Below are 14,310 nucleotides of genomic sequence, written 5' to 3'. Positions count from 1 at the left end.
TCCTCAGGCGGTGGACCGGCGGGCGGTCGTCAGCAGGTCGCGCAGGAACCGGCCGGTGTGGCTGCCGGGGTGGGCCGCGACCGTCTCGGGCGTGCCCTCCACCACGACGGTACCCCCGCCGTTGCCGCCCTCCGGACCCATGTCGACGATCCAGTCGGCGCTCTTGATCACGTCCAGGTTGTGCTCGATGACGAGCACCGTGTTGCCCTTGTCCACCAGGCCCTGCAGCACGCCCAGCAGCCGGCGGATGTCCTCGAAGTGCAGCCCGGTCGTCGGCTCGTCGAGCACGTAGATCGTCCGGCCGGTCGACCGCTTCTGCAGCTCGGCGGCCAGCTTGACCCGCTGGGCCTCGCCGCCCGAGAGCGTGGTGGCCGGCTGGCCGAGCCGGACGTAGCCCAGCCCGACCTGGGTCAGCGTGGTCAGGTGCCGGCTGATGGCCGGCACGGCGGCGAAGAACTCCGCCGCCTCCTCGATCGGCATCTCGAGCACGTCGGCGATGGTGCGGCCCTTGAAGTGCACCTCGAGGGTCTCGCGGTTGTAGCGGCGACCGTGGCAGACCTCGCACGGCACGTAGACGTCCGGCAGGAAGTTCATCTCGATCTTCAGGGTGCCGTCCCCGGAGCAGGCCTCGCACCGGCCGCCCTTGACGTTGAACGAGAACCGGCCCGGCAGGTAGCCCCGCACCTTGGCCTCGGCGGTCTCGGCGAAGAGCCGCCGGACGTGGTCGAAGACCCCCGTGTAGGTGGCCGGGTTGGAGCGGGGGGTGCGTCCGATGGGGCCCTGGTCGACGTGGACGACCTTGTCGAGCTGGTCGAGGCCCTCGACGCGCCGGTGCCGCCCTGGCACGTGCCGCGCACCGTTGAGCTGGTTGGCCATGACGTGGTAGAGGATGTCGTTGACCAGGGTGGACTTGCCCGACCCGGACACCCCGGTGACGGCCACGAGGTTGCCCAGGGGGAAGTTCACGTCGACGTCGTGCAGGTTGTGCTCGCGCGCCCCGCGCACGGTCACCACGCGGCCGTCCTGGGGCCGCCGCTGGGTGGGGACGGGGATGACGCGCCGGCCGGAGAGGTACTGCCCGGTGAGCGAGGTCGGATGGTCGCGCAGGGCGGCGACCGGGCCGCTGTGCACGACCTCGCCCCCGTGCTCCCCCGCGCCCGGACCGATGTCGACCACCCAGTCGGCGTGGGCGATCGTGTCCTCGTCGTGCTCCACGACGATGAGGGTGTTGCCCAGGTCCCGCAGCCGGGTGAGCGTCTCGATCAGCCGGTGGTTGTCGCGCTGGTGCAGGCCGATGCTGGGCTCGTCGAGGACGTAGAGCACCCCGACGAGGCCCGAGCCGATCTGGGTGGCCAGCCGGATCCGCTGGGCCTCGCCCCCGGACAGGGTGCCGGCCGGTCGGTCGAGCGAGAGGTAGTCGAGCCCGACGTCGAGCAGGAAGCCCAGGCGGGCGGCGATCTCCCGGTTGACCTGCGCGGCGATCGACTGCTCCCGCGGGGTGTACTCGACCTGGGCGAGGAAGTCGGCGCACTCCTCAATCGGCATCCGGGAGACCTCGGCGATGCTTTTCCCGCCGACGAGGACGGCCAGGATCTCCGGCTTGAGCCGCGCCCCCTTGCAGGCGGGGCAGGGCACCTGGCGCATGTAGGCCTCGTAGCGCTCCCGGCTGCTGTCCGACTCGGTCTCGGCGTGCTTGCGCTTGACGTAGGGCACCACGCCCTCGAAGCCGGTCGAGTAGCTGCGCTCCCGGCCGAACCGGTTGCGGTAGCGCACGTGCACCTTGTGCTTGTGCCCGTGCAGGATCGCGTCCCGGGCCCGTCCGGGGAGCTGTCGCCAGGGGACGTCCAGGCTGAACTTGAGGTCCTCGGCCAGGCCGCCGAGGACCCGGGCGTAGTAGTCGTTGAGCCCCGCGGTCGTGGACCAGGGGATGATCGCCCCGTCCGCGATCGAGGTCTCCTCCCCCCGGATCACCAGCTCGGGGTCCACCTCGAGCTCGGAGCCGATGCCGGTGCACTCGGCGCAGGCGCCGAAGGGGCTGTTGAAGCTGAAGCTGCGCGGCTCCAGCTCGTCGATGCTCAGCGGGTGGTCGTTGGGGCAGGCCATCCGCTCGGAGTAGCGGCGTTCGCGCGGCAGCGGCTGGCCCTGGGCGTCGATCGGCGCGGGACGTCCCGGCCGGGGCTCCTCCCCGGGGGCCGGCACGTCGACCATCTCGACGAGCACGATCCCGTCGGCCAGGCGCAGGGCCGTCTCGACGGAGTCGGTGAGCCGGCGGGCGAACGAGGCGGTCGGCGCGCCGCCCTCCTCGTGCTTGGCCACGAGCCGGTCGACGACGACCTCGATCGTGTGCTTGCGCTGCTTCTCCAGGGCCGGCGGGTCGGTCAGCTGCACGACCTCCCCGTCGACGCGGGCGCGCGCGAAGCCGGAGCCCTGCAGCTCGGCGAACAGGTCGACGAACTCGCCCTTGCGGCCCCGGACGACCGGGGCGAGCAGCTGGAACCGGGTGCCGTCCGGCAGCTCGGCGAGCCGGTCGACGATCTGCTGGGTGGTCTGCCGCTCGACCGGCTCGCCGCACACGGGGCAGTGCGGCCGGCCGACGCGGGCGTAGAGGAGACGCAGGTAGTCGTGCACCTCGGTGATCGTGCCGACCGTGGACCGTGGGTTGCGGTTGGTCGCCTTCTGGTCGATCGAGACCGCCGGCGAGAGACCCTCGATGAAGTCGACGTCGGGCTTGTCCATCTGCCCCAGGAACATCCGGGCGTAGGCGGACAGCGACTCGACGTAGCGCCGCTGGCCCTCCGCGAAGATCGTGTCGAAGGCCAGGCTCGACTTCCCGGATCCGGACAGGCCGGTGAACACCACGAGGGCGTCGCGCGGGATCTCCAGGGAGACGTCCTTGAGGTTGTGCTCACGCGCCCCCTGCACCTGGATGCGGTCGTGCCGCGCACGGGTGAACGGCGCAGCGGGCGCTCCGGGTGGCCCGTCGGACGGGGCGGTGCTGGACGGGGCGGGCGGGGATGGTACGGAGGACGGCACCCCACCACTGTAGGTCTCCGCACCGACACACCCGAGCCCGAAGGGTAGTGATGCAGCCCAGTGCATAGGTATGCTTCCCCCACTCCTCGCGCGGGCCGGTGTCGCCCCGGGCGTTCCACCCCGCGCCGCCCGGCGCCCGACGAGAGGGCCGACCCATGACCGTCCCCGTGCCCGTCCCGCGTCCCCACCAGGGCCCCCCCGCGCAGGGGCTGTACGACCCCGCCTTCGAGCACGACGCCTGCGGCGTGGCCTTCGTCGCCGCCCTCGACGACGAACCCCGGCACGACGTGGTGGCGCACGGGCTGACGGCCCTGCACAACCTGGACCACCGCGGGGCCGTGGGCGCCGAGCCGGACACCGGCGACGGTGCGGGCATCCTCGTCCAGGTGCCCGACGCCTTCCTCCGGGCGGTCCTGGACGTCGAGCTCCCGTCCCGGGGGGAGTATGCCGCCGGCATCCTCTTCCTGCCCGCGGACGGCAGCGACGGGCAGGTCCAGGAGCAGGTGGAGCGCCTCGTGGAGGACGCCGGCCTGGAGGTGCTGGCCTGGCGGGACGTCCCGGTCGTGCCCGAGATCGTCGGGCCGACGGCCCGGGCGGTCATGCCGGTGATGCGTCAGCTCGTCGTCGCCGCACCGCCCGACGCGGCGGGCGTCCGGGAGTCGGGGCTCCCCCTGGAACGCCGGGCCTGGCTGCTGCGCAAGCGCATCGAGCGGACCACCACCGCCTACCCGGTGTCGCTGTCCTCCCGGACGATGACCTACAAGGGGATGCTGACCACCGACCAGCTCCCGCGCTACTTCCCCGACCTGACCGACGACCGGTTCGCCAGCGCGCTCGCGGTGGTCCACTCCCGCTTCTCCACCAACACCTTCCCCTCGTGGCCGCTGGCGCACCCCTACCGGGTCGTCGCGCACAACGGGGAGATCAACACCGTCAAGGGCAACCGCAACTGGATGAACGCACGCCAGTCCGCCCTGGCCAGCGACCTGTTCCCCGGCGACCTGGCGCAGGCGATGCCCGTGTGCACGCCCGGCGCCAGCGACTCGGCGACCTTCGACGAGGTGCTCGAGCTGCTGCACCTGGGCGGGCGGTCGTTGCCGCACGCGGTCCTCATGATGGTCCCCGAGGCGTGGGAGAACGACGCCACGATGGACCCGGACGTGCGCGCGTTCTACGAGTACCACTCCATGCTCATGGAGCCCTGGGACGGCCCGGCCAACCTCGTCTTCACCGACGGGACGCTCGTGGGGGCCGTCCTCGACCGCAACGGCCTACGACCCTCACGCTGGTGGGTCACCGACGACGGGCTGGTCGTGCTCGGCTCGGAGACCGGCCTGCTGCCCGTCCCCCCGGAGCGGGTCGTGGCCCGGGGCCGGGTCGCGCCGGGCCGGATGTTCCTCGTCGACCTGGCCCAGGGCCGGGTCCTGGACGACCGCGAGGTCAAGAGGGAGCTCGCGGCGCGGCAGCCCTACGGGCGCTGGCTGGAGGAGAACCTCGTCCGGCTCGACGGGCTGCCCGAGCAGGTGCACGTGCGGCACACGGGCGCCTCGGTGACGCGCCGTCAGCAGATCTTCGGCTACACCGAGGAGGAGCTGCGCGTCATCCTGGCGCCGATGGCCCAGACGGGAGGTGAGCCACTGGGTGCGATGGGCACCGACACCCCCATCGCCGTGCTGTCCGACCGGCCGCGCCTGCTCTTCGACTACTTCGTCGAGGCGTTCGCGCAGGTCACCAACCCACCGCTGGACGCCATCCGGGAGGAGATCGTCACCTCGCTGGCCAGCTCCACCGGACCGGAGCCCAACCTGCTCGAGGAGACGCCCGAGCACGCACGCCAGGTGGTCCTCGACTTCCCGGTCATCGACAACGACCAGCTGGCCAAGCTGCGTCGCATCGACCTGGAGGACCACCCCGAGCTGGGCGCGGTCGTCGTCCGCGGCCTCTACCGGGTCGACGACGGCGCCGCGGCCCTGGAACGGCGGCTGGAGGGGATCTGCCGGGAGGTCGACGAGGCCGTCGCGGCCGGCGCCTTCTTCGTGGTCCTCTCGGACCGGCACAGCGACCGCGAGCACGCACCGATCCCCTCGCTGCTGCTGACCAGCGCCGTCCACCACCATCTGGTCCGGCAGAACACCCGCACCCGGGTCGGGCTGGTCGTCGAGGCGGGGGACGTCCGCGAGGTGCACCACGTGGCGCTGCTCGTCGCCTACGGCGCCGCGGCCGTCAACCCCTACCTGGCCATGGAGTCGGTGGAGCAGCTGTGCGCCGCCGGCGAGCAGCTGGACGGGCTCGACCCGGAGGTCGCCATCCGGCAGCTCATCAAGGCCCTCGGCAAGGGCGTGCTGAAGGTGATGTCCAAGATGGGCATCTCGACGATCGCCTCCTACCGCGGCGCCCAGACCTTCGAGGCGGTGGGGCTCTCCCGCGAGCTCGTCGGCCGCTGGTTCACCGGCACCACCAGCCAGATCGACGGCGTCGGGCTCGACGTGATCGCCGAGGAGGTGCAGCGCCGGCACGCGACGGCATACCCCCTCTCGGGCATCAGCCCGCACCGGGCGCTGGAGGTGGGCGGTGAGTACCAGTGGCGTCGCGAGGGCCCGCCGCACCTGTTCAACCCCGAGTCGGTCTTCCGGCTGCAGCACGCGACCCGGGAGGGCCGCTACGACATCTTCCGCCGGTACTCCGACCTCGTCGACGACCAGTCCGAGCAGCTGATGACCCTGCGCGGACTGTTCCGGCTGGTCCCGGACCGGGAGCCGGTGCCGCTGGAGGAGGTCGAGCCGGTCGGCTCGATCGTGCGGCGGTTCGCTACCGGGGCGATGAGCTACGGGTCGATCTCCCAGGAGGCGCACGAGACCCTGGCGGTCGCGATGAACCGGCTGGGCGGGAAGTCCAACACCGGCGAGGGCGGCGAGGACGTGGACCGCCTGCTCGACCCGGAGCGGCGCTCGGCCGTCAAGCAGGTCGCCTCCGGTCGCTTCGGCGTCACCTCCGCCTACCTCGTCCACGCCGACGACATCCAGATCAAGATGGCCCAGGGCGCCAAGCCGGGCGAGGGCGGCCAGCTGCCCCCGGGCAAGGTCTACCCCTGGGTGGCGCGGACCCGCCACTCCACCCCCGGGGTGGGGCTGATCTCCCCGCCGCCGCACCACGACATCTACTCCATCGAGGACCTCAAGCAGCTGATCCACGACCTCAAGAACGCCAACCCGCAGGCGCGCATCCACGTCAAGCTGGTCAGCCAGGTCGGCGTCGGCACCGTGGCCGCGGGGGTGGCCAAGGCCAAGGCCGACGTCGTGCTCATCTCCGGCCACGACGGCGGCACCGGCGCCAGCCCGCTCACCTCGCTCAAGCACGCGGGGACCCCGTGGGAGCTGGGCCTGGCCGAGACCCAGCAGACCCTGCTCCTCAACGGGCTGCGCGACCGGATCGTCGTGCAGTGCGACGGGCAGCTCAAGACCGGCCGGGACGTGCTCGTGGCGGCCCTGCTCGGCGCCGAGGAGTTCGGTTTCGCCACCGCGCCGCTCGTGGTCTCCGGGTGCGTGATGATGCGGGTCTGCCACCTGGACACCTGCCCGGTCGGCATCGCGACGCAGAACCCCGAGCTGCGGGCCCGCTACACGGGCCGGGCCGAGCACGTGGTCACCTTCTTCGAGTTCGTCGCCGAGCAGGTGCGCGAGCTGCTCGCCTCCCTGGGCTACCGCAGCCTGGACGAGGTGGTCGGACGCAGCGACCTGCTCGACACGTCGGCCGCAGTGGAGCACTGGAAGGCGTCCGGGCTGGACCTCGGACCGGTCCTGCACAGCGTCGAGCTCCCGGAGGGGGCGGCCCGCCGGTGCACGACGACCCAGGACCACGGCCTGGCCGCCGCGCTGGACAACCGCTTCGTCGAGGCCGCGGCTCCGGCCCTCGCGGACGGCACCCCGGTGCGGGCCTCCTTCCCGGTGACCAACGTCAACCGGACGGTCGGCACCCTCCTGGGCCACCACGTCACCAGGACCGCCGGTCCCGACGGGCTGCCGGACGGCACCATCGAGCTGAGCCTGACAGGCTCCGCCGGCCAGTCGCTGGGAGCCTTCCTCCCCCGCGGCGTCACGCTGCGGCTGGAGGGGGACAGCAACGACTTCGTCGGCAAGGGACTCTCCGGCGGACGCATCGTGGTCCGCCCGCCCGAAGGGACACCCTCTCCGGCCGACGTCGTCCCCGGCACCGCCGGTCAGGTCGTGGCCGGCAACGTGCTCTGCTACGGGGCCACGTCCGGGCAGGTCAACGTCCGCGGTGTCGTGGGCGAACGCTTCTGCGTGCGCAACTCCGGCGCGACGGCGGTCGTGGAGGGCGTGGGCGACCACGCCCTGGAGTACATGACCGGCGGCCGTGCCCTCGTCCTGGGCCCCACCGGCCGGAACGTGGGTGCGGGCATGTCCGGCGGCACGGCATACGTGCTGGACCTGGACCCGGCGCGGATGAACCCGCTGGCGATGGCGCAGGGCGACCTGCACCTGACCCCGTTGCCGGACACGGACCACCTCGCCGAGGTGCGCGCCCTCGTCGAGGAGCACCTCGACCTCACCGGCAGCCCCGTCGCCGCGGCGCTGCTCGCCGACGACGGCTGGGCCTCGCGGATCACCGTCGTCACCCCCCGTCAGTACGCCAGCGTGCTCAACATCCGCCGCGAGGTCGAGGCCCGCGGCGACGACCCCGACGGCCCCCACGCCTGGCAGCTCATCCTGGAGGACTCGCATGGCTGACCCGCACGGCTTCCTGACCCACCGCGAGCGGGAGAACCGGCCCAGCCGTCCCGTCCCGGTCCGCATCCAGGACTGGAAGGAGGTCCACGGCCAGCAGGAGACCGGGGTGCTGCAGCGGCAGGCGTCCCGGTGCATGGACTGCGGCATCCCGTTCTGCCACGCCGGCTGCCCGCTGGGCAACCTCATCCCGGAGTGGAACGACCACACCCGGCGCGGGAACTTCGCCGACGCGATCGAGCGTCTGCACGCGACGAACAACTTCCCGGAGTTTACCGGGCGCCTCTGCCCGGCGCCCTGCGAGACGGCCTGCGTGCTGGGGATCAACCAGCCACCGGTGACGATCAAGCAGATCGAGGTCTCGATCATCGACCGGGCCTTCTCCAACGGGCGGGTCCGACCCCAGGAGCCCGAGTGGCTCAGCGGCCGCACGGTGGCCGTCGTCGGGTCCGGGCCGGCCGGCCTCGCCGCGGCCCAGCAGCTGGGGCGGGCCGGGCACACCGTGGTGGTCTACGAGCGGTCCGACGCCGTCGGGGGGCTGCTGCGCTACGGCATCCCGGAGTTCAAGATGGAGAAGTCGGTCCTGGAACGGCGGTTGGTGCAGCTGCGCGGCGAGGGCGTGCGCTTCGTCACCGGGGTCACCGTCGGCGGCGACGGGCCCGACGACGTGAGCCTGGACGAGCTGCGCGAGCGGTTCGACGCGGTGGTCCTGGCCACCGGGTCGACGGTGCCCCGCCGGCTCGAGGTGCCGGGCGCGGACCTCGACGGGGTCCACGTGGCCATGGAGTACCTCGTGCCGGCCAACAGGGAGGCCCTCGGCGCGGACCGGGGCATCGACGCCGCCGGCAAGGACGTGGTCATCATCGGCGGCGGCGACACCGGGGCCGACTGCCTCGGCACGGCCCACCGGCACGGGGCCCGGTCGGTGACCCAGCTGGAGATCATGCCCACCCCGCCGCAGGAGCGACCCGCGCACCAGCCGTGGCCGACCTACCCCATGCTGTTCAAGGTTAGCGAGGCCCACGAGGAGGGTGGGGACCGGGCCTTCGGGGTCTCGACCCTCGAGGTGCTCGGCGACGAGGACGGCCGGGTGCGCGGCCTGCGGCTGGTCGACGTCGAGATGGTGGAGGGCCGGCCCCGCCCGGTGCCGGGCACCGAGCGGGACCTGCCCGCCCAGCTCGTGCTCCTGGCCATGGGGTTCGTCGGGCCGGACGAGACGGCCGCCCCCGCCGACGCGCTCGCCCGGACCCCGCAGAACACCTACGCCCGGGACGACCGGTTCGAGACGGGGCTGCCCGGGGTGTTCGCCGCCGGCGACTGCGGCCGGGGCCAGTCCCTCATCGTCTGGGCCATCGCCGAGGGCCGGGCCGCCGCCGCGGCGGTCGACCGCCACCTCACCGGCAGCACCGGGCTGCCCGCCCCCATCCGCCCCACCGACCGGCCGCTCGTCGTCTGAACGGACCTGGCTGCCGGGGTCCACGGACCGTAGACTCCCGCCCGGGTCGCCGAGGCCCGCCGAGCCGCGCCGACGAGGAGGAGGAGCAGATGAGCACGTCCGCCGAGGCCCGCGGGCACGTGGAGGCAGGAGGACCCAGCTGGGTCCTCGACCTGGGGCCCGCGACCGTCCGCAAGTGCAGCGTGTCCGAGATGGACAACAACGTGTACCTGCTGACCTGCACAGCCACCGGGGACCGGCTGCTGGTCGACGCCGCCGACGACGCCGAGCGCATCTGGGCCCTCCTCGCGGAGGACACGGGGTCCGGCGGCGGGGACCGGCTGGGCCAGGTGCTCACCACGCACCGCCACTGGGACCACCACCGGGCCCTGGCCGAGGTGGTCCGGCGGACCGGGGCCACCACGCTGGCCGGTCACGACGACGCCGACGAGCTCCCCGTCCCCGTGGACGTCCGGCTGGGCCACGGGGACACGGTGCAGGTGGGCCGGCTCGTGCTCCGGGTCGTCGGGCTGCGGGGGCACACGCCCGGGTCGGTGGCCCTCGAGCTGTCCGTGCCCGGCCGCCCGGTGGTGCTGCTCACCGGGGACAGCCTGTTCCCCGGCGGCCCGGGGAAGACCTGGTCGCCGGAGGACTTCGGCCTGCTGATCGACGACCTCCGGACCCGGGTGTTCGACGTCTACGGCGACGACACCCTCGTCCTGCCGGGCCACGGCGACAACACGGTGCTGGGGGTGGAGCGGCCACACCTGCCGGAGTGGCAGGACCGCGGGTGGTGACCCCGACCGGAACGGCCCCCCGCAGGGGGATCCACCCGGTGGGCCTCGTCCTGCTGGCCGTGGTGTCGGTCCAGTTCGGCGGGGCCCTCGCGGCGACCCTCCTGCCCCTCGTGGGGGTGCCGGGCTCGGTGGCCCTGCGCCTGGTGCTGGCGGCCCTCCTCCTGCTCGCCGTCGTCCGACCACGGGTGCGGGGCCGCACCCGCGCGGACTGGGCCGTGGTCGGTGCGTTCGCGCTCGCCCTGACCGCCATGAACCTGGCCTTCTACGGGTCGCTGGCGCGCCTGCCGATCGGGGTCGCCGTGACGATCGAGTTCCTCGGTCCCCTGACCCTGGCGGCCGTGCTGTCCCGCCGGCCCCGTGACCTGGCCGCGGTCGCCGCAGCCCTGGCCGGGGTGGTCCTCATCTCCGAGGCGGTGACCACGCCGTGGGCCCAGCTGGACCTGGTCGGGATCGGGCTGGCCGCGACGGCCGGGGTCTGCTGGGCCGCCTACATCGTCCTGAGCCGGCGCACCGGCGCACGGTTCGCCGGTCTGGACGGGATCGCGCTGGCCATGGCGATCGGCGCCGTCGTGACCCTTCCCCTGGGGCTGGCGACCGCCGGTGCCGAGCTGTGGTCCGGCGAGGCGCTCCTGCGGGGTCTGGGCATCGCCCTGCTGTCCTCGGCGATCCCCTACAGCCTGGAGCTCATGGCGCTGCGGCACCTGCGGTCGGGGACCTTCGGGGTCCTGCTCAGCCTGGAGCCCGCCGCCGCGGCGCTGGCCGGGCTGCTCGTGCTGGGGCAGGTGCTCTCTGCGCCGCAGCTGGTCGGGATGTCGCTGGTGGTGCTGGCGAGCATCCTCGTGCTCGGCCGTGGCGGAGGCGGCGTGCCGCGCCGCGATCCGGCCGCGGCCAGCGGCGCGTAGGGCCGGGCCGGGGCCAGCGGCCGCGTGAGGGCCGGGTCAGTCCTCCCCGTCCCGCCGGTCCGTCGGACCCGGCAGGTCGGGGGTGTCCGAGCGAGGCTGCTCGTGCGGCTCGCCGAAGAGCGAGACCTCCTCGAGGTCGAGCTCGTCGTCGCCCGCGGTGTCCTGGCCGTCGCGGCGGTCCCTGCGCGTCTTGAGCAGGGAGGCCACCGCGGTGACGCCCAGGATGCCCACGATCATGGTCAGGGACAGCCAGATCGGGATCTCCGGGACGCTGTGGATCGGCTCGCCGTCGTTGACGAAGAACAACGAGTTCTCGTGGAGGGCGTGCAGGACCAGCTTGACGCCGATGAACGCCAGCAGCACGGCCAGGCCCAGGCCCAGGTAAACCAGCCGCTTCAGCAGGTCGCCCAGCAGGAAGTAGAGCTGGCGCAGGCCCATGAGGGCGAAGACGTTGGCCATGAGGACCAGGTAGGGCTCCTGCGTGAGCCCGAAGATCGCCGGGATCGAGTCGAGGGCGAAGAGCAGGTCGGTGGTGCCCAGCGCGATGATGACGATCGCCATCGGGGTCAGCACCCGCTTGCCGCTCTCCATGACGCGGAGCTTGGTGCCGCCGTCCCAGGACTTGGTGACCGGGAAACGCCGCTCGATCGCCTTGAGCAGGGCGTTCTCCTCGTACTCCTCCTCGCCGTGGCCCTGGTGGCCGAGGTTCTCCCGGGCCAGCTTGATGGCGGTGTAGATGAGGAAGGCGCCGAAGATGTAGAACACCCACGACCAGCGCTCGATCGCGGCGGCGCCCACGAGGATGAAGATGGCCCGCATCACCAGGGCCATGACGATGCCGACCATGAGGGCGTACTGCTGGTACTTCCTCGGCACGCCGAACTTGGCCATGATGATGAGGAAGATGAACAGGTTGTCGATCGACAGGGAGTACTCCGTGAGCCATCCCGCGAAGAACTCCCCCGCCAGCTGGCCGCCCTCGAGGAACAGCACGCCGAGGCCGAACAGGACGGCCATGCTCACGTAGATCGACAGGGCGACCGAGACCTCGCGGCGCGAGGGCTCGTGCGGACGCCGTCCCAGGACCAGCAGGTCGAAGGCGAAGATCACGGCGATGATGACGAGGGTGACGATCCACACCCACGTGGGGACGGTCATGCAGCTACCTTCCGGTCAGGCCGGGGGCACCGTCCGGACGAGGACGTCGCCGGGACACTCCCCACCGATGGACGCGCACATTCTGTCACAGGCCTCACTGGGCGTCGCGCATCTGCCGGAGCTCCTTCTTCAGGTCCCCGATCTCGTCACGCAGGCGCGCGGCCAGCTCGAAGTGCAGGTCGGTCGCGGCCTGGTGCATCTGCTCGCTCAGCTCGTGGATGAGCTGGGCCAGCTCGACCGCGGGCAGCGACTCGGTGGAGCGCCGCTCGATGACCGAGCTGCCGACCGCGGCCGCGGCCGCCCGCCCGCGGCCCGTCCCCCGGGACTGGCGCCGGCCGCTGCCCATCAACGTCTCGGTGTCGGCGTCCTCCCGCTCCAGCATGTCCGTGATGTCGGCGATCCGCTTGCGCAGGGGCTGCGGGTCGACGCCGTGGGCCGCGTTGTAGGCCAGCTGCTTGTCGCGGCGACGGTTGGTCTCCTCGATGGCCTCGGCCATCGAGGGGGTGATGCTGTCGGCGTACATGTGCACCTCGCCCGAGACGTTGCGCGCCGCGCGCCCGATGGTCTGGATCAGGGACCGGGCCGAGCGGAGGAACCCCTCCTTGTCCGCGTCGAGGATGCTGACGAGGGAGACTTCGGGCAGGTCCAGCCCCTCGCGCAGCAGGTTGATGCCGACGAGCACGTCGTACTCCCCCAGCCGCAGCTCGCGCAGCAGCTCGACCCGCCGCAGGGTGTCGACCTCCGAGTGCAGGTAGCGCACGCGGACACCCTTGTCGAGCAGGTAGTCGGTGAGGTCCTCGGCCATCTTCTTGGTGAGCGTGGTGACCAGGACCCGCTCGTTGCGGGCGGTCCGTTCGCCGACCTCGTGCAGCAGGTCGTCGATCTGCCCCTTGGTCGGCTTGAGGACGACCTGCGGGTCGACGAGACCGGTCGGACGGATGATCTGCTCGACGACGCCGTCGGCCTTGGCCATCTCGTAGTCGCCGGGCGTGGCCGACAGGTAGACGGTCTGGCCGATGCGCTCGAGGAACTCCTCCCACTTCAGGGGACGGTTGTCCATCGCGCTCGGCAGCCGGAAACCATGGTCCACGAGGGTGCGCTTGCGGGACATGTCCCCCTCGTACATCGCCCCGATCTGCGGCACGGTCACGTGCGACTCGTCGACGACGAGGAGGAAGTCCTCGGGGAAGTAGTCCAGGAGGCAGTTCGGCGCCGAGCCGGGGCCCCGCCCGTCGATGTGCCGGGAGTAGTTCTCGATCCCCGAGCAGCTGCCGACCTGACGCATCATCTCGATGTCGTAGGTGGTGCGCATCCGCAGCCGCTGGGCCTCGAGCAGCTTGCCCTCCCGCTCGAACCGGGCCAGCTGCTCGGCCAGCTCGGCCTCGATGGAGGAGATGGCCCGTTCCATCCGTTCCGGACCGGCGACGTAGTGGGAGGCCGGGAAGACGTACATCTCCTCCTCCTCGCGCACGACCTCACCGGTCAGCGGGTGGAGGGTGTACAGCCGGTCGATCTCGTCCCCGAAGAACTCGATCCGGACGGCCAGCTCCTCGTACTGGGGGATGATCTCCACGGTGTCCCCGCGCACCCGGAAGGTCCCGCGGGTGAAGGCCGTGTCGTTGCGGGTGTACTGCATCGTGACGAACCGTCGCAGCAGGTCGTCCCGGTCGACGGTGTCGCCCACCCGCAGGCGCTCCATCCGGTCGACGTACTCCTGCGGCGTGCCCAGCCCGTAGATGCAGGACACCGAGGCCACGACGACGACGTCCCGCCGCGTCAGCAACGAGTTGGTCGCCGAGTGCCGGAGACGCTCGACCTCGTCGTTGATCGAGGAGTCCTTCTCGATGTAGGTGTCCGTCTGGGGGACGTAGGCCTCGGGCTGGTAGTAGTCGTAGTACGAGACGAAGTACTCCACCGCGTTGTGCGGCAGCAGCTCGCGGAACTCGTTGGCCAGCTGGGCGGCCAGCGTCTTGTTGGGCGCCATGACGAGCGTCGGGCGCTGCACCTGCTCGATGAGCCAGGCCGTGGTGGCCGACTTGCCCGTGCCGGTGGCACCCAGCAGCACCAGGTCCTGCTCGCCGGCGTCGATCCGTCGGGAAAGCTCGGCGATGGCAGCAGGCTGGTCCCCGGCGGGGCTGAACTCGGACTCGACCCGGAACGGGGCGACCGTGCGCTGCAGGTCGGTGGTGGGGCGCATGTCACCGAGGCTAACGTCCGGGTCCGACGTTCCTGTTCCCGTC

The 14,310-nt window shown here is 72.2% G+C and carries 7 protein-coding genes; 4 read left to right on the top strand and 3 right to left on the bottom strand.

What is annotated here, in order from left to right; genetic code table 11:
* Positions 1-3: 3 nt before the first annotated feature.
* Positions 4-3,033: an excinuclease ABC subunit UvrA gene (gene uvrA / locus FJR00_RS10830; protein WP_377465394.1), complete on the bottom strand. Its 3,030-nt coding sequence runs from the start codon at positions 3,031-3,033 to the stop codon at positions 4-6.
* 155 nt (positions 3,034-3,188) lie between these two features.
* On the opposite strand from uvrA, the gene gltB reads away from it, so the two are divergent.
* The 4 genes from gltB to FJR00_RS10810 all read left to right on the top strand — a co-directional run bounded on the left by gltB (position 3,189) and on the right by FJR00_RS10810 (position 10,912).
* Entirely contained in the window at positions 3,189-7,781 is a 4,593-nt protein-coding gene (gltB, locus tag FJR00_RS10825) for a glutamate synthase large subunit (protein ID WP_181409597.1), read from the top strand.
* A complete protein-coding gene (locus tag FJR00_RS10820) occupies positions 7,774-9,234 on the top strand; it encodes a glutamate synthase subunit beta (RefSeq protein ID WP_141338743.1) in 1,461 nt (486 codons plus the stop codon). Before gltB ends, FJR00_RS10820 begins: the two co-directional genes overlap by 8 nt.
* A gap of 89 nt (positions 9,235-9,323) precedes the next feature.
* Positions 9,324-10,010, top strand: a complete 687-nt coding sequence (locus FJR00_RS10815) for an MBL fold metallo-hydrolase (protein ID WP_141338742.1) — start codon at positions 9,324-9,326, stop codon at positions 10,008-10,010.
* The gene (locus FJR00_RS10810; protein ID WP_377465391.1) at positions 10,004-10,912 is read left to right on the top strand and encodes an EamA family transporter; all 909 of its coding nucleotides are present in this window, start codon (positions 10,004-10,006) and stop codon (positions 10,910-10,912) included. The genes FJR00_RS10815 and FJR00_RS10810 overlap by 7 nt, the downstream gene beginning before the upstream one ends.
* 36 nt (positions 10,913-10,948) lie before the next feature.
* Here the strand turns inward: FJR00_RS10810 and FJR00_RS10805 are convergent, their stop codons facing one another.
* Together FJR00_RS10805 and uvrB are read right to left on the bottom strand one after the other, a co-directional pair.
* Positions 10,949-12,070: a TerC family protein gene (locus FJR00_RS10805; RefSeq protein ID WP_141338740.1), complete on the bottom strand. Its 1,122-nt coding sequence runs from the start codon at positions 12,068-12,070 to the stop codon at positions 10,949-10,951.
* 94 nt (positions 12,071-12,164) lie between these two features.
* Complete coding sequence (gene uvrB, locus FJR00_RS10800; protein ID WP_141338739.1) at positions 12,165-14,267, bottom strand: excinuclease ABC subunit UvrB; 2,103 nt, start codon at positions 14,265-14,267, stop codon at positions 12,165-12,167.
* Between the last annotated feature and the right edge of the window lie 43 nt (positions 14,268-14,310).

The sequence above is a fragment of the Ornithinimicrobium kibberense genome (assembly GCF_006519705.1).
GTDB classification, from domain to species: Bacteria; Actinomycetota; Actinomycetes; order Actinomycetales; family Dermatophilaceae; genus Ornithinicoccus; species Ornithinicoccus kibberensis.
Note: the sequence above shows the minus strand (reverse complement) of the source record. Positions and strands in the feature narration are given on the sequence as shown.

Coding starts and splice junctions, on each gene's coding strand:
- gltB (WP_181409597.1), top strand. CDS start 3,189: ATGACCGTCCCCGTGCCCGTCCCGCGTCCCCACCAGGGCCCCCCCGCG.
- FJR00_RS10820 (WP_141338743.1), top strand. CDS start 7,774: ATGGCTGACCCGCACGGCTTCCTGACCCACCGCGAGCGGGAGAACCGG.
- FJR00_RS10815 (WP_141338742.1), top strand. CDS start 9,324: ATGAGCACGTCCGCCGAGGCCCGCGGGCACGTGGAGGCAGGAGGACCC.
- FJR00_RS10805 (WP_141338740.1), bottom strand. CDS start 12,070: ATGACCGTCCCCACGTGGGTGTGGATCGTCACCCTCGTCATCATCGCC.
- uvrB (WP_141338739.1), bottom strand. CDS start 14,267: ATGCGCCCCACCACCGACCTGCAGCGCACGGTCGCCCCGTTCCGGGTC.